Origin of the sequence: Lysinibacillus sp. CD3-6 (assembly GCF_006351725.2) — a bacterium.
Classification (GTDB): Bacteria; Bacillota; Bacilli; order Bacillales_A; family Planococcaceae; genus Lysinibacillus.
In genome coordinates this window covers 2,725,365-2,742,912 of the sequence record NZ_CP085880.1, presented here as the reverse complement: position 1 = coordinate 2,742,912, position 17,548 = coordinate 2,725,365, and the positions used below count along the sequence as shown (strand labels likewise).

Annotated in this window: 22 protein-coding genes and 1 pseudogene; 17 read left to right on the top strand and 6 right to left on the bottom strand. The window is 31.4% G+C overall.

What is annotated here, in order from left to right; all coding sequences use genetic code 11:
- Positions 1-204: 204 nt before the first annotated feature.
- Positions 205-951 (top strand): polysaccharide deacetylase family protein, encoded by a 747-nt coding sequence (locus tag FH508_RS13595; RefSeq protein WP_172771830.1) that lies wholly within the window; start codon positions 205-207, stop codon positions 949-951.
- 165 nt (positions 952-1,116) lie between these two features.
- The gene (locus tag FH508_RS13590; protein WP_172771829.1) at positions 1,117-1,686 is read left to right on the top strand and encodes a cysteine hydrolase family protein; all 570 of its coding nucleotides are present in this window, start codon (positions 1,117-1,119) and stop codon (positions 1,684-1,686) included.
- Between the two features lie 49 nt (positions 1,687-1,735).
- On the opposite strand, the gene FH508_RS13585 is transcribed toward FH508_RS13590, so the two are convergent.
- From FH508_RS13585 to FH508_RS13575, 3 genes and pseudogenes are all read right to left on the bottom strand, one after another.
- Entirely contained in the window at positions 1,736-1,912 is a 177-nt protein-coding gene (locus FH508_RS13585) for an asparagine synthase (protein ID WP_172771828.1), read from the bottom strand.
- A gap of 201 nt (positions 1,913-2,113) precedes the next feature.
- Positions 2,114-2,326: a YjcZ family sporulation protein gene (locus FH508_RS13580; protein WP_172771827.1), complete on the bottom strand. Its 213-nt coding sequence runs from the start codon at positions 2,324-2,326 to the stop codon at positions 2,114-2,116.
- Between the two features lie 367 nt (positions 2,327-2,693).
- A pseudogene (locus FH508_RS13575) lies at positions 2,694-2,849 on the bottom strand (GNAT family N-acetyltransferase); the annotation flags it as partial.
- 694 nt (positions 2,850-3,543) lie between these two features.
- Here FH508_RS13575 and FH508_RS13570 point away from each other — a divergent pair.
- On the top strand, positions 3,544-3,921 hold the full coding sequence (locus FH508_RS13570) for a phage holin family protein (RefSeq protein WP_172771826.1): 378 nt from the start codon (positions 3,544-3,546) through the stop codon (positions 3,919-3,921).
- 432 nt (positions 3,922-4,353) lie between these two features.
- A complete protein-coding gene (locus FH508_RS13565; RefSeq protein ID WP_172771825.1) occupies positions 4,354-4,662 on the top strand; it encodes a hypothetical protein in 309 nt (102 codons plus the stop codon).
- A 126-nt stretch (positions 4,663-4,788) separates the two neighbouring features.
- Here FH508_RS13565 and FH508_RS13560 read toward each other — a convergent pair whose 3' ends face one another.
- Positions 4,789-5,328, bottom strand: coding sequence for an HXXEE domain-containing protein (locus FH508_RS13560; protein WP_172771824.1), 540 nt, complete (start codon positions 5,326-5,328; stop codon positions 4,789-4,791).
- A 545-nt stretch (positions 5,329-5,873) separates the two neighbouring features.
- Between FH508_RS13560 and FH508_RS13555 the strand changes: the two genes are divergently transcribed.
- The 7 genes from FH508_RS13555 to FH508_RS13525 all read left to right on the top strand — a co-directional run bounded on the left by FH508_RS13555 (position 5,874) and on the right by FH508_RS13525 (position 10,862).
- Positions 5,874-6,035 carry a hypothetical protein gene (locus FH508_RS13555; protein ID WP_172771823.1) on the top strand — a complete coding sequence of 54 codons (162 nt, stop codon included), beginning with the start codon at positions 5,874-5,876 and terminating at the stop codon, positions 6,033-6,035.
- A 166-nt stretch (positions 6,036-6,201) separates the two neighbouring features.
- Positions 6,202-6,726, top strand: coding sequence for a GNAT family N-acetyltransferase (locus FH508_RS13550; protein WP_172771822.1), 525 nt, complete (start codon positions 6,202-6,204; stop codon positions 6,724-6,726).
- Between the two features lie 197 nt (positions 6,727-6,923).
- Complete coding sequence (locus FH508_RS13545) at positions 6,924-7,259, top strand: mediterrocin family bacteriocin (protein ID WP_172771821.1); 336 nt, start codon at positions 6,924-6,926, stop codon at positions 7,257-7,259.
- Between the two features lie 87 nt (positions 7,260-7,346).
- Positions 7,347-9,287 (top strand): hypothetical protein, encoded by a 1,941-nt coding sequence (locus FH508_RS13540; protein WP_172771820.1) that lies wholly within the window; start codon positions 7,347-7,349, stop codon positions 9,285-9,287.
- On the top strand, positions 9,284-9,892 hold the full coding sequence (locus tag FH508_RS13535) for an ATP-binding cassette domain-containing protein (protein WP_172771819.1): 609 nt from the start codon (positions 9,284-9,286) through the stop codon (positions 9,890-9,892). Before FH508_RS13540 ends, FH508_RS13535 begins: the two co-directional genes overlap by 4 nt.
- Positions 9,889-10,332, top strand: a complete 444-nt coding sequence (locus tag FH508_RS13530; RefSeq protein ID WP_172771818.1) for a hypothetical protein — start codon at positions 9,889-9,891, stop codon at positions 10,330-10,332. Before FH508_RS13535 ends, FH508_RS13530 begins: the two co-directional genes overlap by 4 nt.
- 203 nt (positions 10,333-10,535) lie before the next feature.
- The gene (locus tag FH508_RS13525; protein ID WP_172771817.1) at positions 10,536-10,862 is read left to right on the top strand and encodes a hypothetical protein; all 327 of its coding nucleotides are present in this window, start codon (positions 10,536-10,538) and stop codon (positions 10,860-10,862) included.
- Positions 10,863-10,981: 119 nt separating this feature from the next.
- Here FH508_RS13525 and FH508_RS13520 read toward each other — a convergent pair whose 3' ends face one another.
- Positions 10,982-11,626, bottom strand: coding sequence for a pentapeptide repeat-containing protein (locus FH508_RS13520; RefSeq protein ID WP_172771816.1), 645 nt, complete (start codon positions 11,624-11,626; stop codon positions 10,982-10,984).
- A 350-nt stretch (positions 11,627-11,976) separates the two neighbouring features.
- On the opposite strand from FH508_RS13520, the gene FH508_RS13515 reads away from it, so the two are divergent.
- The 5 genes from FH508_RS13515 (at position 11,977) to FH508_RS13500 (ending at position 15,584) form a co-directional block, all read left to right on the top strand.
- Positions 11,977-12,537, top strand: a complete 561-nt coding sequence (locus FH508_RS13515) for a GNAT family N-acetyltransferase (protein WP_172771815.1) — start codon at positions 11,977-11,979, stop codon at positions 12,535-12,537.
- 151 nt (positions 12,538-12,688) lie between these two features.
- Complete coding sequence (locus FH508_RS13510; RefSeq protein ID WP_172771814.1) at positions 12,689-13,561, top strand: gluzincin family metallopeptidase; 873 nt, start codon at positions 12,689-12,691, stop codon at positions 13,559-13,561.
- Between the two features lie 222 nt (positions 13,562-13,783).
- Positions 13,784-14,362 carry a hypothetical protein gene (locus tag FH508_RS13505; RefSeq protein ID WP_172771813.1) on the top strand — a complete coding sequence of 193 codons (579 nt, stop codon included), beginning with the start codon at positions 13,784-13,786 and terminating at the stop codon, positions 14,360-14,362.
- A 145-nt stretch (positions 14,363-14,507) separates the two neighbouring features.
- Positions 14,508-14,870: a DUF6713 family protein gene (locus FH508_RS24135; protein WP_370635635.1), complete on the top strand. Its 363-nt coding sequence runs from the start codon at positions 14,508-14,510 to the stop codon at positions 14,868-14,870.
- A gap of 81 nt (positions 14,871-14,951) precedes the next feature.
- Positions 14,952-15,584, top strand: a complete 633-nt coding sequence (locus FH508_RS13500) for a hypothetical protein (protein ID WP_172771812.1) — start codon at positions 14,952-14,954, stop codon at positions 15,582-15,584.
- Between the two features lie 127 nt (positions 15,585-15,711).
- Here the strand turns inward: FH508_RS13500 and FH508_RS13495 are convergent, their stop codons facing one another.
- Positions 15,712-16,758, bottom strand: a complete 1,047-nt coding sequence (locus tag FH508_RS13495) for a beta-propeller fold lactonase family protein (RefSeq protein ID WP_172771811.1) — start codon at positions 16,756-16,758, stop codon at positions 15,712-15,714.
- 564 nt (positions 16,759-17,322) lie between these two features.
- Between FH508_RS13495 and FH508_RS13490 the strand changes: the two genes are divergently transcribed.
- The gene (locus FH508_RS13490) at positions 17,323-17,541 is read left to right on the top strand and encodes a hypothetical protein (RefSeq protein ID WP_172771810.1); all 219 of its coding nucleotides are present in this window, start codon (positions 17,323-17,325) and stop codon (positions 17,539-17,541) included.
- Positions 17,542-17,548 lie beyond the last annotated feature (7 nt).

Genomic DNA, 17,548 nt, shown 5'->3' with positions numbered 1-17,548 from the left:
AAAAGTAAACAAAAAAAGGCTGTAGCAATAAAAGCTACAGCTTAAAAGATGTTTAGGGAGATTTATGGCTTTAAATTTATTATGGCAAAGATGTAGTATTTTTATACTTCTGATGATAGTTATTATTTTAATTTAAAAAGCATTTTTTAAAGAAATCAACAAATAATAAAGTACTAAATATTTTTCTCTGGGAAGTGAAGATTTTTGAAGAAGTTTCTGCTGGTAATCGTGCCTATTTGTATCTTGGCTGTATCTGTCTTTTTCGTGAGCGAAAGTTTCTCTGCCGATAAAGGGAGGAAATATTACGAAGAAGCAGGTCAAATATTGTGGGAAATTAAAACAAATGAAAAAATAATAGCGTTGACCTTTGATGATGGTCCTCATAAAAAGTACACATCAGAGATATTGGATGTATTAGCTAAATACAAAGCGAAATCAACATTTTTTGTCGTTGGGGAAAATGCAGAAAAAAACTCGGAAGTTGTGCAACGAATGTATGAAGAAGGACATGAATTAGCCATTCACACATATACACACCCATTACGAACGACAGTCCCAAATTTACTGAAGGAAATTAAACAAACACACGATACGATTTACGGTATTACTGGGTATACACCGACTTTATTCCGACCAGTAGAAGGACAATATACAGATGGAATGATTGAAGCTGTTGCAAAAGAGGGATATAAAGTAGTGATGTGGTCTTGGCATCAAGATACGATGGATTGGAAAAGCCCTGGCGTCAACAAAATTGTTCACACTGTATTAAAAGGAGCTAAAGAAGGAAATATCGTACTTTTTCATGATGGCGGAGGAAATCGAGCACAAACCGTTAAAGCTTTAGAAAAAATACTACCTGAACTTGAGAAGCAAGGATACAAATTTGTAACAGTTTCAGAACTACTTGACGTACAAAAGGCAAATAAAAAATTAGATGAAAATAAATAATGATTTTAGTTTAGAAATGGTCACAACTAAAAAATGATTACCTCGATTAGATGCGCAAAAGAAGTGAGCACTTTTCGAGGTTTTTCTGTTCAAGTATGTTGGTTTTATATTATAGTAATTAATGGAATAATTAAAAATTTTAAAATATAGAGACGAGGGAAATGAATGAAGCAAGCTTTATTAGTGATTGATGCCCAACAAGAATTAATGGATGGTAATAATGAAGAACAAGAAGTATTTCAGAAAGATAGATTAATTGAAAATATTAATTACGTAATTCAACAAGCAATAACAGAGAATGCTTTAATTGTTTTTGTTCGAGATAAAGATGTTGCTAACGGACAAGGGCAAGGTTTCCAAGTTCATAATAAAATCAATATCCCAACAGATAACGCAATATTTATTGATAAACTGGCGACAAATGCTTTTTATCAAACAGACTTGCTGCAATATTTTAAAGATCAGAACGTGCATCATATAGTCATAATGGGCTGTAAAACAGAACATTGTATCGATACTGCAGTGAGATCAGCAACAGTGCAATCGTTCGATGTTACACTAATTGCAGACGGACATTCAACAACAGATTCAAAGGCACTTTCTGCTGAACAAATTATTGCCCATCACAATGCAACACTACACGGTCATTATAATGTTGATAATTTTGCTGTTGTCAGAAACGCTCAAGATTGTGTATTTGAGCCTACTCACAATCAATATCGAACAGAAATGTAGATATTCGAATATCTAAAAAAGAAGAGCACAATTACGTGCTCTCCCATTACTAACGACGATGTTCTACAAGGTCTATTGCTCCTAACACAATATGAGCTAAACCAAATCCAAAGACTGTGTTTGCAATCATTTTGTTAGAACCACTTTTTTGCTTAAGTGCATAGCCAGCGGCCGTAACAGCAGAACCTAAAATAGTTGGGATTAAACCTTCTCGAATGTTATTCATCAACAACCCCTCCATCGTAGTTAATTGGCGTAATGACACCATTATTACTATTTACGAATATGCATAATGCTATACTTGTCTATTGTTGATATGTAATATCTCGTCTTTAGACAGACATTATAAAAAGGGTCACTTGGGGGAAGTGACCCTTGGATTTAATAGGAGTTTAAAAATGGTAACACACAATCATTTCTTTGAATGTTAGTAATTAATAAAAGCAGTACCGACAATAATTAAAAGAATAAAGAGTACAACAATTAACGCGAATGCTGAGCCGTTGTTACCGCCACCGTAGTAATTGTCACCAGAGTTACAACCACCGCCATAGTTACAGCCACCACCGTAACCACCGCCATAGCTATATCCACCATAAAAACTATTGTTCCAATTACCTACATTTCCGTAGTATCCCATGAAACATTCCTCCTTCCTTCAATTTATAATATGTTCATTGTAGAATTGCGGAGGGGTATTTATCCCAGTTTGGTTTTTGAAATGTTTTAGTTATAAAAAAATTATAATTTGGATACTTATAATACGTAGAAAACAGTAATGCCACCTAAAAAAAGCTGTAGCGCACAAAGACGCTACAGCTCAATATTGGTTACCTTTTTGGTTTGTCAGTACAGTTATTATAACATACTTTTTTATTAAGGCATAGGATAGCTATTGATTATGAGTAATTGTAGCACTGTCCGAGTCATTGCGATTCGTTTTTATTTAAATTTCTTTGCAGCTAATTGGAATGACAACGTTATCATGTAAGACCTCGATATAATTGCTAAGCCAATTCCAAACGCATGATATGGCTCATATCTTGGAATTCTTGTTTTTCGTATAATGCAGTCGCCCCTATATTTCCCGACAAGACATTCAACTCCATGTAATCTAATTGACGATTTTTTGCCTCAGAAAGCAAAGCTGAACCGATACCCTGATTTTGATAGTGACTTCACACAATAATATCGACAATAAAAGCGTATTGATGTTCAACGATACATGGATAGGAAGGAGACGTAGTTTCTTGTATTAGCAAAAAGCCTACTGTTTGGTTATCGATGGCTGCTATTACAATATATGAGTCTTTATGATTTATCGTATTCCGAATAAATGTCACATCTTGTTTTGCAGGTTTTATATACTATGGTTGTAAGGTGGACATTTCTATAAATAGCTCTTGATATAAGCATTCAATGTCAGGAATTTCATTCACTGTAGCAATCTTTATTTTCACATTAAAACCTCCATTAGCTTTAGTTTTTAATGTAATTTTTTTTATAATAACTTTTTATAATATTGTTTATATATTGTATTTTTACGTTAGGGTAAAAGTTTTAAATATAAAGAAAGAAAATAAATAGCTGGAGTCTAGAAGCGAAAGAGATAAATCTAGTGATTGTATATAAGAAAGATTACTAAAAATAAAATATTTTTTATGTTTGTTGTTTCTGTATTATTGTTAACGTTCATCGAATACGCAATTGAATATGCTAGAAATGAAGGCGTTATAGCGAAATCAAACGATGTAAGTACGGTTTGTGCCTTCAGCTATCACCTGTGTGGGTTTATAAGAAGAGGAAGTAGGTGATATTCTGGAAACAAATACGCTTTGGTCATCATTGGTAGGTGGTATGACTGCATTAATTGCATATCTAATTGGCGGTGTAGATGAATTGGTAACATCTTTAACAATCTTAATGGCTATCGATTTGATATTAGGAGTAATGGTAGGTTGGATAATAAAAGATATCGATTCCCGTAAAACGTTTAAAGGGCTCTTGAAAAAAACAGCCATGATTTTAATGGTTATCGCAGCTGTACAATTGGACAATGCTACAGAAAGCGGAGATTTCATGCGAAATGCTATGATTCTGTTTTTAATAGGAATGGAAGGAATTAGCATAATCGAAAACTTAGGGAAGTTAGGTATTCGTGTTCCAAATTTTTTAGCTAATGCTTTTGCACAGTTAAAAAAGGATAACGATGATAAAAAGGATGATAAAAAGTAACTGTAAGGTAACGTTGCGACTCTACAATAATTTTAATCAAAAAATTATCCCACACAGGAAATGGCAATACACTTAATCAAACAAGACCAGAGCAAAAACAAACAGTCTCCACTTCTTGTCTATAGAATAGTAACATTAACAAGAGCTAAGGCATCAATGAGTAGTGATTGGGAGGAATAAATATTGAAAAATGCATGATGGACAAGTAAATAACAAGCTAAATGGGCTTATTATTCAACAATATAGGGACTGCTAATCCCATTGAAAAAATAAAAAAAGAGTCACATCTAACTAGGTGTGACTTTTTATTATGCATTTAATGATTATGGGGGAAGAAATGTTGAATATGTAGAAAATGCAAAACTCCTTGATGCAGGCCTAATTATGGAAATCAACAACCGAACTCTAGTTTATAAGGAAGAGGTGTTATAAATGCAATTGACCGACGGATCTTGGATTTTTGAAACAGAAGAAATAGATATAGCTGCAATGAGTTTAGAACGAACGGATTATGAAAAAGAAATGCTAAACGCATTTGCTCGTTATGCATATTTACGGTATAAGCAAATAAGAGATTATGTGAATCCACGAAAATGTAAATATATGTTGATTGATAAAGTGAGAGAACAATTAAAGTCACCTGCTAAATTACGAAGAGTTTGCAGTTTAGTAAATATGACAGAAGAGGAAGTACAATACATTGTTACATTTGTGAAAAAGCATTTGAAATATGTAAAGTAAATAAATTTAAGCCCTTAATAAAAGCAAAAGTGTTTAACATTCATGCATAAAAAATACCAATGCCCAAAATAAGATTTAGTCTAACATCTGAGTACAAGCGCTCTTACGATAATCCCAAAAATATATTTATTCAATAAACTTTCTTCCTAACCAATGTGCTATTAAAACAATAGGGAAAAATAAAAGTCCAAATGGTAAACAAATTATTATCATTTTCCATGTAACGATTTCCGCCATAAATAACGATCTATATAAAAGAATGCTGTAGGGGATGATAATAATTAACGATGTAACAGTTCCAGGGGTAAGAGAGCGAAATAAAATCGTCTGCCCAATGTGCGTAAATGCATGGATAAAAAATACGGAAGTAATAATGATGAAAAAATAAAGATTTGTTGCTATGCCATTATAGAAATATATATTAGCGGATATTGTAGCGGCACTTATAAGTAAAAAAATAAGGAGAACGGCCACTGCAAATTGAGCTGTAGTCATTGAAAATTGCTTCACTATTCGATTGGCTATTTTTGTTGGCAATCGTTTATATAGGTTGGTTTGATTGTTATGCAGCCATTTTTCAACCATAATAATCTCTTCAAAATCGTGGATGATAAACATAATAGGGAACAACCATATTAATGTTTGTATAGTTAGCAAAAAATCCATAGTGCAACGCCACTTTCTATTAGTAAATTAAATAGGGTCACTGGACCAGAGTGACCCTAACCAACAAATCAGGAGGTGCAAAGCTAAATTCGCTTTACACTACTATTACTATGATGAAATAGTTATGATAGCTAGCTATTAGCCTGTAAACTAGAAAAAATAAAAGTTATTTACTTAAAAATAACCCCTTAGTATCTACTTTATAAATTTATACATTTCCGTAAGACTTATTATACCAACTAAGAGGTTATTGTTTAATATTTTTTGTTTAAAAGGGAGATCATATAATGATAGAAATCCAATTTACTTGTATTTATAATAACCTTCAATAATTCCCGATTGTTGCTCCTCTAAACTATCTAGTGTTTATGGCACTTAAATAAAAATGCGTATTTAATAGGATAATAGTATAGTGAAGCATTCATATAATAAGCCAATGCTCATGTGATATTGTCGAACTTATTAATCAAATTTACCATTTATGATTGTCAGAAAATATCAATATAGCATATAATGAAAAAAAATATAAAATAAGAGGTGAACTTATGGGGAAACCAGTAGATTACAATCTATTTCCGGCCTATCAAAACACACTTGATGACAGACTGAATGAGCGAAAAGAAGAATATATAGAAGAATTAGAAAAAGCAAAAATCGGTGGATACCTTCTAGACTTTGAAAAAATAACTGAAGAAATACCGCAATAAATAGAATGCATCTCACTTTAAAGTGAGATGCTTTTTTTATTAAACTAACGTGGGAGAGCGCTGCTTAGTGAGTGGTATTCGATTCTGCCCTACAAAAAAGTAATGTAAATATGCAGGAATTGTTATAGAATGGTAAAAATACTCTTTTCGAAAGTAGCGTGTAAAAATGTTTCCTATATTAAAGACCAATCGTTTAGTACTAAGAGAATTAACAGAAAAAGATGCGCAAGCAATATTAGATTGCTTTTCAAACCCAGATGTTTTACGCCATTATGGACAACAGCCATTAACGAGCTTAGAACAAGTAAAACAGATCATCCAAAATTTCTCTAATAATTTTGAGAGCAAACGTGGCATTAAATGGGGTATTGAAATGCAAGGGCAAGAAGGAATAATCGGTACTATTGGTTTTCAAGAGTGGTCCACTGAGCATAAAAAAGCTGACATTAGCTACGCGTTATTTCCCGAAAGTTGGGGGAAGGGCTTCGCAAAGGAAGCTGTAGAAAAAGTGATTTCCTATGGTTTCCAAGAGATGGATTTAGTGCGTATTGGGGCCATTGTGTTTACTGAAAATAATGCATCCAACAAGCTATTAGAAAAATTAGGGTTTGAAAAAGAAGGGGTTTTAAGAAACTTTATGCATCAAAATGATATGCCATATGATACGAATATTTACTCTTTAATTAAGTAAATACTATTATAAAACTTAATGTTACGACCAGCGAAGTGAATATAGCGAGCTGGTCTTTTGTTATTTTTTTAAAAGCACTATCTAAAATCTGAAAATTTAGTTAACTGCATTGATTTTTTTGTTTTGATAGTATATAATGATCGCAAAAAAAATTAAACAAGGAGGCGTAGTTTATATGTAAGAAAAAGGTAAAAAATTTGTCCGCAGGGTTTGCTCTGGTCAGTGCCTTAACGTTTTCAGCAGTAGTTCCTGTTTCCGCTGCTACATTAGAAGCTACGTATAGCGGAAACTTTGTAACAGCTTGGGAACGGTATGCTACAGGATCGGATGGGTTATCTACCATCACGTATGGTTATAATACACGGTTTATTAATGAAGATTATGTTTGGGCAAACCATGCGTCGAATGAGCATTATGCGTCTTTATTTAATGGTGAATGGCATACAGGTTCAAGTCAACCTGCTTCAAGACTATCAAAAGTAGAAGTACGTCATAGAGATAGTGGTACTTATATATATCGTTGTAATTGGTAATCTAGTAAGACTACTAAAGCGAGTTAACACTAGGTTAACTCGCTTTTGCTATCTAAAAGTATTCTAATCCTTAACAAGGTGATTGCGGTGAAAAAAGTAAAGTATATTCTTAGTTTACTACTTTTTAGTATAGGGTTCACTTTTATCGGAGAGACATACGTATGGCATTTAGTTAGCTTTGAAACGAAATATGATTACGTTACGATGTATAAAAATGGAGTAATGTCTATCCATATTCCTCAAGAAGAGATGTTAAAGGATATTACAACAGCAGCTAAGGAAGAAAATTTAGAGGTTTTTGTGGTGGATAGAAAAATTTCCACTATTTATTCTGAAAATATAAATATATATGCGACAGAAGGAACCGCAAATTATTTAAAGGAAAGTTCATCAGTACAGCCTGGTCATTATCAAAGCATCTTTTTAGGGGATATCCAATTTGAGGTTTTACCAATCACCACTATTCCAGATGTTAATAAGTTTGAAAAATATTATGTGATTGGGAATAAAGAAAACCAGATTCGTTTTAAGCAAAAACTGATTGATAAGTATGCAGGAAAGTTTCCACAGGAGGGATATAGTGCCTTTAATAGTGCCTTCAATATTAGCGTTACTTGGGTTATTATATTAGGTCTTTTACTTTTAATCACTTTCTACGAAGTGGCTCAAATGAGGAAAGAAGTAGCGTTAAGAGTTATTTCTGGAGAAAGATTGCAACATATTATTTTTCGAAATGTTATCGCAGATACACTGTTTTTTCTTTGCACGTATTTAGTGCTAATCCTATTATTTATACAGTTTACTAATGCAAACTTTCATATTAGGATTTCCCTTTTAATGTTTGCAATTTTTGTTGTAGTGAATGCATGTATCTTTTTCACACTTTTTTTAAGTGATTATAAAAAAGATATGAAATCCAAAGATAGTGTCAAAAAAGTTTTGCAGTTAAGTTATGTATACAAAATTATTACTATTTGTATAACGGTGATACTGGCTGCGGGATGTCTAACGGCAATTGATGAAGGGCTAACATTTTATAAACAAAAACCTTTTTTTGAAAATGCTAAAGATTATTCTTATGTAAATATAAATGTTGAAGACGGTGAAGTGACACAACAATTAAGATTTGATTTTTATAAAGAGAATCTTGCAATGAATAACACCCTTTCTTTAGTAGATTTACAAACTAAAGAGCTAGGTTCTCCATTTGTTTTTGCTGATAGTGGTACGCTTGAGTATTTACATGATAAAATAAGCGAATTTAATACTGCTTCGCTCGAACAAAAAGTGTATTTTTTAGTTCCAGAAAAATATAATTCTAAAAGTGTTCAAACGGAAATGATAAAAATATGGGAAACGTACTATCCACACCCTTATGAATTTAATATTATTGCCTATAAAAAACAACTAGATATTATAGCAATAGATAAAGGTTTTAATATTAGTAGTAAGATAGTGAAGAATCCAATCATTCTATTCAACAATATGGACACAAATGCGCTTAACCCTTACTGGAATGTTTTTATATTTGGAACATCCATGTATAAAATTCAAGACCAGGAGTGGGAACAATTTATTGAAAACAACCATTTAAGTCTTTCTAAGGCAAATAATTTCAAGACAAATGTTTATGAGCATTATCTTCATCAATGGAATATTTATAAAAAAGGGATAGTTATAGCTTGCGTTTTACTCATTGTTTTATTAATTTTAGAAGCCATCATTATTAAAACCATTTTAAGCTACGAATATAGTATCAATGCAGTTGAAATTGCATTGAAAAAAATAATGGGTTATGGCTTATTTGAAAGATATAAAAAATTATTTTTAACAACCATTATTTTTGGCGGTATTGCAGGAAAGGCTGCTTTTATAATAGGGTATTTCCTGGATTGGAGTTCGGGACTATACTTAATCACTGGTGGATTTTCAGTTGTCATATTAGAACTTTGCTTTGTTTTCTATTACATAAGAATAACAGAAAATAGAAGCATACAATCAATTCTTAAAGGTGGATCCGTTAAATGATCGAAATCAAGAACTTAAGTAAATCTTTTGGAAATCGAGAATTATTTAAAGATTTTAGTTTAACTATTCAAGATGGAGAGTTTATTGTATTTTCAGGGCCAAGTGGATGTGGTAAAACAACACTTTTAAATATGATTGGTGCGATTGAACAAATAGATAGTGGCACAATTTTAGTAGACAGTATGGATATTAGTCAGAAAAAAAACCAGTTAAATTATTTTGGGAATAAGGTAGGATTTCTTTTTCAAAACTTTGCATTAATAGAAGATAAAACCGTAAGTTATAATTTGAAAATGATTAAACAAAAAAATCGTTCAAGTATTAGTCTTGAAGAAGCGTTAAACTCTGTAGGGTTATTAAATAAACTAAATGATAAGATTTATACGCTATCTGGTGGCGAGCAGCAAAGAATTGCACTAGCACGGTTAATGATAAAAAAATGCGATATTATTTTGGCAGATGAACCGACAGGCTCATTAGATAAAGCGAATGCAGACGTAGTAATGAGTATATTAAAAAATATGCATGCATTGGGAAAGACGATTATTTTAGTTACACACGATGAAGACATTAAAAAAAGAGGAGAGCGGATTGTTGAAATATGAGAAAAAAGAAAAAAATGATCATCATTTTAGCAACTATTTTTTCTATGTTTATTGTCTACAATCTATTTTGGTATGCCTGGATGAATGTTAAGTATTCTAACTATACGGGAGAATTAAATGAATTTATACCAAATCGTAGTTATGTATTATCGCAAAATGCTTATCTTTATAATGTGAAATTTCCAGATTATTTATCGTTAGTCGGCAATTTAGCTGTTTCTACTGAAGATAATAAATATGCATTAATTATTTGGCCATCATTTATAGGAGACAATAAATATGGTGTTCAAATTACAGATGAAAATAAGCAAACGTACTCTATTATAATTAATAGAGATTTAAGCGTTATTGATGAGGCTCATAAAAATCTAATTGAACAAAATAAAGAACAAATAGAAACCTTGTTTATAAAGGCGAAAGACATGTGGGGAGAAATATAATTTATGCAAGTTAGCGGATGGCTCTGTACTAGCAGAACCATATTACGTTAGCTCCCATACACGAAGTGCTTCCTAAAGGAGAAAACTCGCATTCATGTTTTCAAGCTGCGAGTTTTTTCTATTTGCTATTTTTGAGCATACTTCGCAAGGGAAAAAATATATCATTTCTTAAACCCATTTTAAAAAGATAAAGGGGAATCACTATGCAAATAGAAAAGCTCAAAATGATAATAAATGGTGACCTATCTTCATTTATAGTTTATTTGGAAAAATTAATTCAAACTAATAGATTTGATGATGGGGAAGTGTTAGGAATTGCAGTACAAGCTTTAAAGGATGGACCTGAGAGCTTATCAAATAGGCAATGGATTTTATTACTAGAGAATGTTATTTTAAGTGATAAATACATTGATAAATGTGAGCGATGTGCGGAAGATATGCCATGGTTAAATATGTATAATGCGATTTTTATTTATCAAGATTTTCTCTGTGATAATTGTCGTTACATGGTAAATAAAATAAATGTCTAGTATAAGGACTTTACTAGCTTGGAGTCAATGAATAATCCAAGTAGCAATTAAACTAGAAAAAAGAGCACACTATGTGTTCCAATCAATACTACTTGGATAAATCAGATGAAAGCTATTTTTTATACTACTTTTATACCTAACAATGAAGCAAACCCAACTGCTTGTTGTGAGGATACTTCACACCCTTTCAAACTTTCCAATGAAACATTCAACCTTTCAAAACTACATGTACTAATATCAATACCTTTTAAAGATGTTTGAGAAAAATCAACATCGTTAAGGTCACATTGATTAAATACGACCTTATTAAATTTGGATTCAAAATAATTGGCTCCTTGTAGTGTGGAATGATTAAACATGACCTGTTTTAAACGAGTGTCTGTAAAGTCACATAAATTTGCAATACAGTCTTCAAATGATACATTTCCTAAGTTAGCTTCCGCTAAATTCAAACCTAATAATTTACAGTTTTTGAATTTGACTCTGTGAATTAGTCCTTCACTAAAGCTGGCATTCGATAAATCGCAATTTTCAAAAATTACATCGGTTAAATCAATTTTTGTAAAAGTTACATCTATAAATCTTACATTTTTAAAGAGTACTTTTGAGAGGACTAGCCTTTCAATGCACTCATTATTAATAACAGTGTTAGAGATTACACAATCTGATAAAAACGGATCTTCTTCATAAAAAATATCTTGAAAATTTGCATTTTCTAAAGATAAAGGTAATTTAGGTGATTCGATTTTAAATACTTTTGCCACGAGGAGCACACCTTTCAAATGGAAGTCTTCATAAGAATAATAAAAAATACATTAATATATAAGACTTTATTTTTTAGTAATAGTGTGGACAAGAAAAAATTTCATACTGGATTAGTCCACGAATTACAAATAGGGGGGCTTTCAATTGGCTATTACGCTCGGAAAATATAATTTATAAATGGTAAGGAGGGATAAATCGGGAAATTAATTGGTACTACGAAAGATGACGTATGAATCCTAGGTAGTATTCGACTGTTCGATGTAATACTGATTTTTAAAAAATAATACGAAAATTTATGTTACGATAATGGGAAGAACGTATGTTAAATTTAGGGAAAAGGATGATGGATATGCATTCCAATTTAAATTTTACTAGTTTACCGATATTTACAACCGAACGTTTTATCTTGCGTAAAGCACAAGAAAATGATTGTCATGATCTTTTTGATTTGTATTCAAATGAGCAAGTGACGAGATATACGCCTTTAACCGCATTTACATCTATTGATGATGCGATGGATGAGTTGAATTGGTATGACACGATTTCCAAAGAACAGACTGGTTTTAGATGGGTAATTGAAGAAGCGGAGTCTAAAAAAGTAATAGGTACTTGTGGCTTTTTGAATTATGAAAAAGAACATAATCGTATTGAGATTGGCTATGATTTAAATCAAAGCTATTGGGGGAAGGGCGTTATGAAAGAAGCGATTAGTTGTATTATTCCATTTGCATTTTTGACGATGAAAATTAACAAAATAGAAGCAAAAGTGGAACCAGAAAATCTATCATCCATTAGATTGTTAGAAAAATTAAACTTTTATAAAGAAGGTGTATTAAGACAACATGAATTTGAGAAGGGGAAATATATTGATTTAGCTATTTTCTCCATTTTAAAAAGTGAATATCAGTGATGTTTTGTTTAAAAAGTATCTCTATTCCATAATTGTGTATTTTCCGTTGGGGTCTTTATATTTTTTATTTTTAGAAATTTCCAAAAAAATGAAACTTTCATAGTTTATTTCCGTATAAAATGGAAAATACTATTTTTTACGGGAGGTAAATATGGTTAAGTTTAGAGGCTACTTTCTTATATTAGTGTTCTTACTAACAGCCTGTACGCAGGATACAGTTATTCCTAAAGAACAAGAAAAAAGTAATGAAAATATTGTGACTACACCTGATGGTAAAATAACGTTTGAGGTTATTAATAACATTAAAATTCCCCAAGAAAAAGTAGAAACAATTAAAGAAGAGATACTTGCTGCATATGAAGTAATAAAAAGTTCAATCCAAACTACATATGTTCCATCGGAAAGAATTCAGATATTTCTCAATGAAGGAAGTCAAATGTCATGGGGCTTTGCAAAGGAAATCCAGCTATATGACATTAAGGATGATCGATATCCACTTGTCCATGAAATGACACATTCTTTACTCGGTTATGGAAATAATTTTGATACAAGCAGTGGTTATTTTACGCAAGAAGGTTTTGCTTCTTATATGGAACAAAAATACGGAAATGATAAAATTAATTCTCATCGGTTAATGAAGTATTTTATGGATTCAAATAAATTAATCCCTATTATCAAGTTAATGGATATGAATTATGCTTCATCTTATTTTCGCCCAAATCTTACAAATCCAATTGAGGAGAGTATCCTAATGGCTCTAAGCTATAATCAATCCAATTCTTTTGTAACATATTTAATTGATACTTATGGAATAGAGAAATTTGAACAGATTTACAACGAAAAGGAGTTGGATAAAAAAATAGAAGAGGTTTACGGTAAAAATATTGATGAGTTAGAAAAAGAGTGGATAGCTATTATTAATAGCCAAACTGATCTAACAACAAATGAGAAATTAGTCAATGATCTCTATAATATTGTCTCAGTTATAGATAAAATAGATCCAAAATATTTTACAAAGGAATAATTTTTTAAAATCATTTATGGCGCTAAGGAAAGCTAATTGATGCAATGCTTTATAAATAATAATAATTTTTCTTTTGCCTGCTTTAATTAGTTTTCTGATCCCCACCTTAAACTAAAAATCAAAGAGCATTTATTTCCATTTTATACTTTAAAGCTAATTGCATTTTACGTTCCAATATTATATTCTAACGTAATACATAAATTTGGAAATGAGATGATTGACGTGAATAGTTTAGAAAGAGCCAATAAAAGAAAAACAAGAGCTATGCAAATTTTGGATGAATTACAATTAATTCAAAAATGGAGTACTGTAGGGGACTGTTATTTAGTAGGAGCAACAGCTTATAATTTAATAGTGTCACCTGATATTGATATGGAGACATTTAGTGAAGAGCTAAATCCAGACAAAATTATGAAAGAATTAGCGTCACTAATTAACAATAAAAACGTATTGGAACTTAAATTTAAAAATTATATGGACTCAGACTTTCAAGGCTTTTACTTTAAAATCATATATCTAGATAATCAGGAAGAGTGGAATATCGATATGTGGCTTTTTTCAAATGAACGTCAAGGCGCTCTCTCAAAAGATTTAGTACCTTTAATGAAAAAAGCATTATCTGATACTACTAGACAAGCTATTCTTGAAATTAAGGAAGCATTATTACAAGAGAATTTAATTTATTCATCAGTATATATTTATCAAGCTGTATTAGATTATGGAGTGAGCAATGTCACTGATTTTTTAGCTTGGACGAAAAATCATAATACGAATGGGCTTATTCCATGGAAGCCTCAATAAGGATGGATGGTGTACTTAATGATAGGTACACCACACCAAATTCACTTTCTTAGCGACTTTTAATGGACATAGATGGCGATTTTACATTGTTTTTTGTACATAGCTTTACAGTAATATTAGGTATATAAAGATGTAGGAGGTTTTTATGCCTAATTTAATGCTTATTCTTTTTTTAATTAACCTTTCATTATTTCTTTTACATGAAATGGACGCAATAAGGCGCTCGGAGTGGCGGTTGTTTGTCATACTAAAAGATATGGAAGATTCAAAGGCTTATAGCATATTTACATCGATTCACCTTTTTCTTTACGTGCTTATTCTTTCCTTACTTTTTAGTGAGTATCAACTAATAATTTTTTGGGTTCTTGATGTATTCTTTATCATTCATACAATACTGCACTTATTTTTTGAAAGGCACCCTCGAAATGAATTTAAAAATTCGTTTTCAAGATCCGTTATTTATTCAATGGGGTTACTTGCTATAATTCATTTATTATTTTTAATGTAGATTTAAGTCAATAAGATGTGGCTTTTTTATCTGGTCGTATATCTCCAAATTATGTATATTTATGTAAAGGAGGTATTGCAAATGAAGAAAATATTAATTGTACCATTTTTATTATTGCTAAGTATTCTTATAGCAGCATGTAGTCAAGATAAGGAAAAAGAGAGTGGTGTTGAAAAAGAAGTTGCTGCTGAAAACTCTACTGAAAGTACATCTGATGGAGAGCCACTAAAAGTTGATAAAGGGGTATTAAACGTTGAAGTAACGATACCAGGTACTTTTTTTGAGGGGCAAGATATTGATAAGGTTATAGCTGAAGCGAAAAATGATGGCATTAAAGAAGTTATAAAAAATGAAGATGGTTCTATCACTTATAAAATGTCTAAAGCAGAGCACAAAAAAATGATGAAGGAATTAGAAGAGGGGATTATTAAATCAGTAGAAGAAATTAAAACGAGTGAAGATTTTTCCTCTATTAAAGATGTAAGTTATAATAAAACATTTTCAGAATTTACATTGTCAGTCAACAAAGAAGAATTTGAAAACAGCCTGGATACAATTGCTTCTTTCGGACTTGCAATTACAGGTATGTATTATCAGTTATTTAATGGCGTAGATCCAGAAAAGTATAAGGTGACAGTCATCTTTAAAAATGAATCGAATGGTGAAGTGATTAATACCATTGTTTATCCAGATGATTTAAATGAGAAAAAGTAAAACAATAATCCAGAAATAAATTACAAATAAAAACAAATAAAAACCAGAATAATTCTACGTTTGAAGAATTATTCTGGTTTATTTTGTTAAATTTAATGCGTTACCAAACATTGATTAGAAGAAATGTTTAGTTTGAATTACAAATAGTACCTGTTTTTATTCCTGTAGGGCCATTAAATCCTGGTATTGTATCAATTACAGTATTTGTTGCTATATCTATCACGGACACAGTATTGTCAGCCTGATTAGTCACATAAGCAAATTTTCCATCTGGTAAGATTGTAACTTGGTCGGGAGATGATCCTACAGGGATTGTTGCAATTACTAAATTTGTAGCGGTACTAATAACGGATACAGTATTACTACCTTTATTGACAATGTAAATAAAGGTGCCATCAGGTGTGATTACTGTTCCAACAGGACCTGTTCCAACAAAGATTGTATCGACTACAGTATTGGTCGCTACATTAATTACAGAAACAGTGTTGCTGTTTTCATTTGTAACATAAGCAAATTGGCCATTAGGTGTGAAAACAATTGATCTAGGGCGAATTCCAACAGGGATTGTAGCAACTACAGTATTGGTCGCTGTATTGATAACAGAAACTGCATTTGAATTTTCATCAGCCACGTAAGCAAATGCGCCATTTGGGGTAAAAGCTATACCTTGAGGTTGAAGCCCTACTGGAATCGTCGCTGTTACAGTATTCGTTGCTGTGTTAATGACAGATACAGTATTATCACCGTGATTTGAAACATAAGCGAGAGTGCCATTAGGTGAAATTGCTACACCAAGAGGATTAACTCCAACAGGTATAGTTGCAACTACCGTATTTGTTGCTGTATTAAAAACTGTTACATTATTGGAAAAGAGTGCAGGTACATATCCAAATTCACCATTTGGTGTAATTGCGACTTCAAGAGGAGCAGTACCTACTGGAATGGAAGCGACGATCGTATTAGTAGCTGTATCAATTACGGATACGCTGTTATCGGGAGTTTCCAATTGTCCAGCGTCTGTAACATATACGAGATAGTTACAGCTTGGTTGCACAGGTAAATATGGTGGTTTGCACTTACAATTACAACAAAATCCGCAGCAATGACAATGACAATTAGGATTTGATATAAATTTGAACTTGAACATTTTAAAATTATTTGGGTCTTTATCCATACTGAACCTCCTTTCAAACGTATATTGATAGAATATGTAAACTAAACTAAATTCCTTGTATATTGTCCTAAACTATTATGAATAAGTTGCAAGTGCTATAGGCTTCTACAATTGGTTGGAGTAATCAAGAGTGGTACTTAAAAGATAAATTCAAAGAGGACTTTCATTAGAAAGGGAGGTAATTTTATAGGAAAGTGTTGTAGTAAAACATCATAGGAAAAATTAATACTTGTTAAATTTAAGCTCCATTAAATAATATTTCGTTATTAATTTTTTTCCCCTTTTTAAAACCACATTTTTCGCATCATCTATTGGCTCTTTCATTCGAGATTTTTATGAGTAATTAATTCAAACCATGATAAACAATTCAATATTGCTACGAAAATATTAATCTAAAAATAAACTTGTCACGAAATAAATTAGGGGATATTAGGTAAAATGTAGGTTGAATTTTCTGAAAATAATAGTCAGAATTAAATTTAATAGATAGTTTGATATCACTGGAACGTATTAATTATATAAAAAGCATAATTCAAACATAAAAGAGTATTGAGGGGGATGAAGATGGGAAATGTGAACATTTTTGAATTTATTGGTGTTTCGACTGATCCTATTTATGAGGTGCTGAATCAGCTTAGTACTAATGAAGAAATCTTTATCGATAAATATATTATTCGGAGAACGGCTAAATTTTATGAGATTGAGAATAGAGATCTGCATGAATGCTTTAGAGAAAAAGAAGGTTGCTATCAATTTTTAAGCAAATTGCTAATAAAAAAATAAACTAATT

What these genes read in the sequence shown, in the direction of transcription:
- FH508_RS13490 (WP_172771810.1), top strand. Translation starts at nt 17,323, where the DNA reads ATGGGAAATGTGAACATTTTTGAATTTATTGGTGTTTCGACTGATCCT.
- FH508_RS13580 (WP_172771827.1), bottom strand. Translation starts at nt 2,326, where the DNA reads ATGGGATACTACGGAAATGTAGGTAATTGGAACAATAGTTTTTATGGT.
- FH508_RS13500 (WP_172771812.1), top strand. Translation starts at nt 14,952, where the DNA reads ATGAAGAAAATATTAATTGTACCATTTTTATTATTGCTAAGTATTCTT.
- FH508_RS13525 (WP_172771817.1), top strand. Translation starts at nt 10,536, where the DNA reads ATGCAAATAGAAAAGCTCAAAATGATAATAAATGGTGACCTATCTTCA.
- FH508_RS13560 (WP_172771824.1), bottom strand. Translation starts at nt 5,328, where the DNA reads ATGGATTTTTTGCTAACTATACAAACATTAATATGGTTGTTCCCTATT.
- FH508_RS13590 (WP_172771829.1), top strand. Translation starts at nt 1,117, where the DNA reads ATGAAGCAAGCTTTATTAGTGATTGATGCCCAACAAGAATTAATGGAT.
- FH508_RS24135 (WP_370635635.1), top strand. Translation starts at nt 14,508, where the DNA reads ATGCCTAATTTAATGCTTATTCTTTTTTTAATTAACCTTTCATTATTT.
- FH508_RS13565 (WP_172771825.1), top strand. Translation starts at nt 4,354, where the DNA reads ATGCAATTGACCGACGGATCTTGGATTTTTGAAACAGAAGAAATAGAT.
- FH508_RS13585 (WP_172771828.1), bottom strand. Translation starts at nt 1,912, where the DNA reads ATGAATAACATTCGAGAAGGTTTAATCCCAACTATTTTAGGTTCTGCT.
- FH508_RS13570 (WP_172771826.1), top strand. Translation starts at nt 3,544, where the DNA reads ATGACTGCATTAATTGCATATCTAATTGGCGGTGTAGATGAATTGGTA.
- FH508_RS13515 (WP_172771815.1), top strand. Translation starts at nt 11,977, where the DNA reads ATGCATTCCAATTTAAATTTTACTAGTTTACCGATATTTACAACCGAA.
- FH508_RS13555 (WP_172771823.1), top strand. Translation starts at nt 5,874, where the DNA reads ATGGGGAAACCAGTAGATTACAATCTATTTCCGGCCTATCAAAACACA.
- FH508_RS13535 (WP_172771819.1), top strand. Translation starts at nt 9,284, where the DNA reads ATGATCGAAATCAAGAACTTAAGTAAATCTTTTGGAAATCGAGAATTA.
- FH508_RS13510 (WP_172771814.1), top strand. Translation starts at nt 12,689, where the DNA reads ATGGTTAAGTTTAGAGGCTACTTTCTTATATTAGTGTTCTTACTAACA.
- FH508_RS13530 (WP_172771818.1), top strand. Translation starts at nt 9,889, where the DNA reads ATGAGAAAAAAGAAAAAAATGATCATCATTTTAGCAACTATTTTTTCT.
- FH508_RS13550 (WP_172771822.1), top strand. Translation starts at nt 6,202, where the DNA reads ATGTTTCCTATATTAAAGACCAATCGTTTAGTACTAAGAGAATTAACA.
- FH508_RS13495 (WP_172771811.1), bottom strand. Translation starts at nt 16,758, where the DNA reads ATGGATAAAGACCCAAATAATTTTAAAATGTTCAAGTTCAAATTTATA.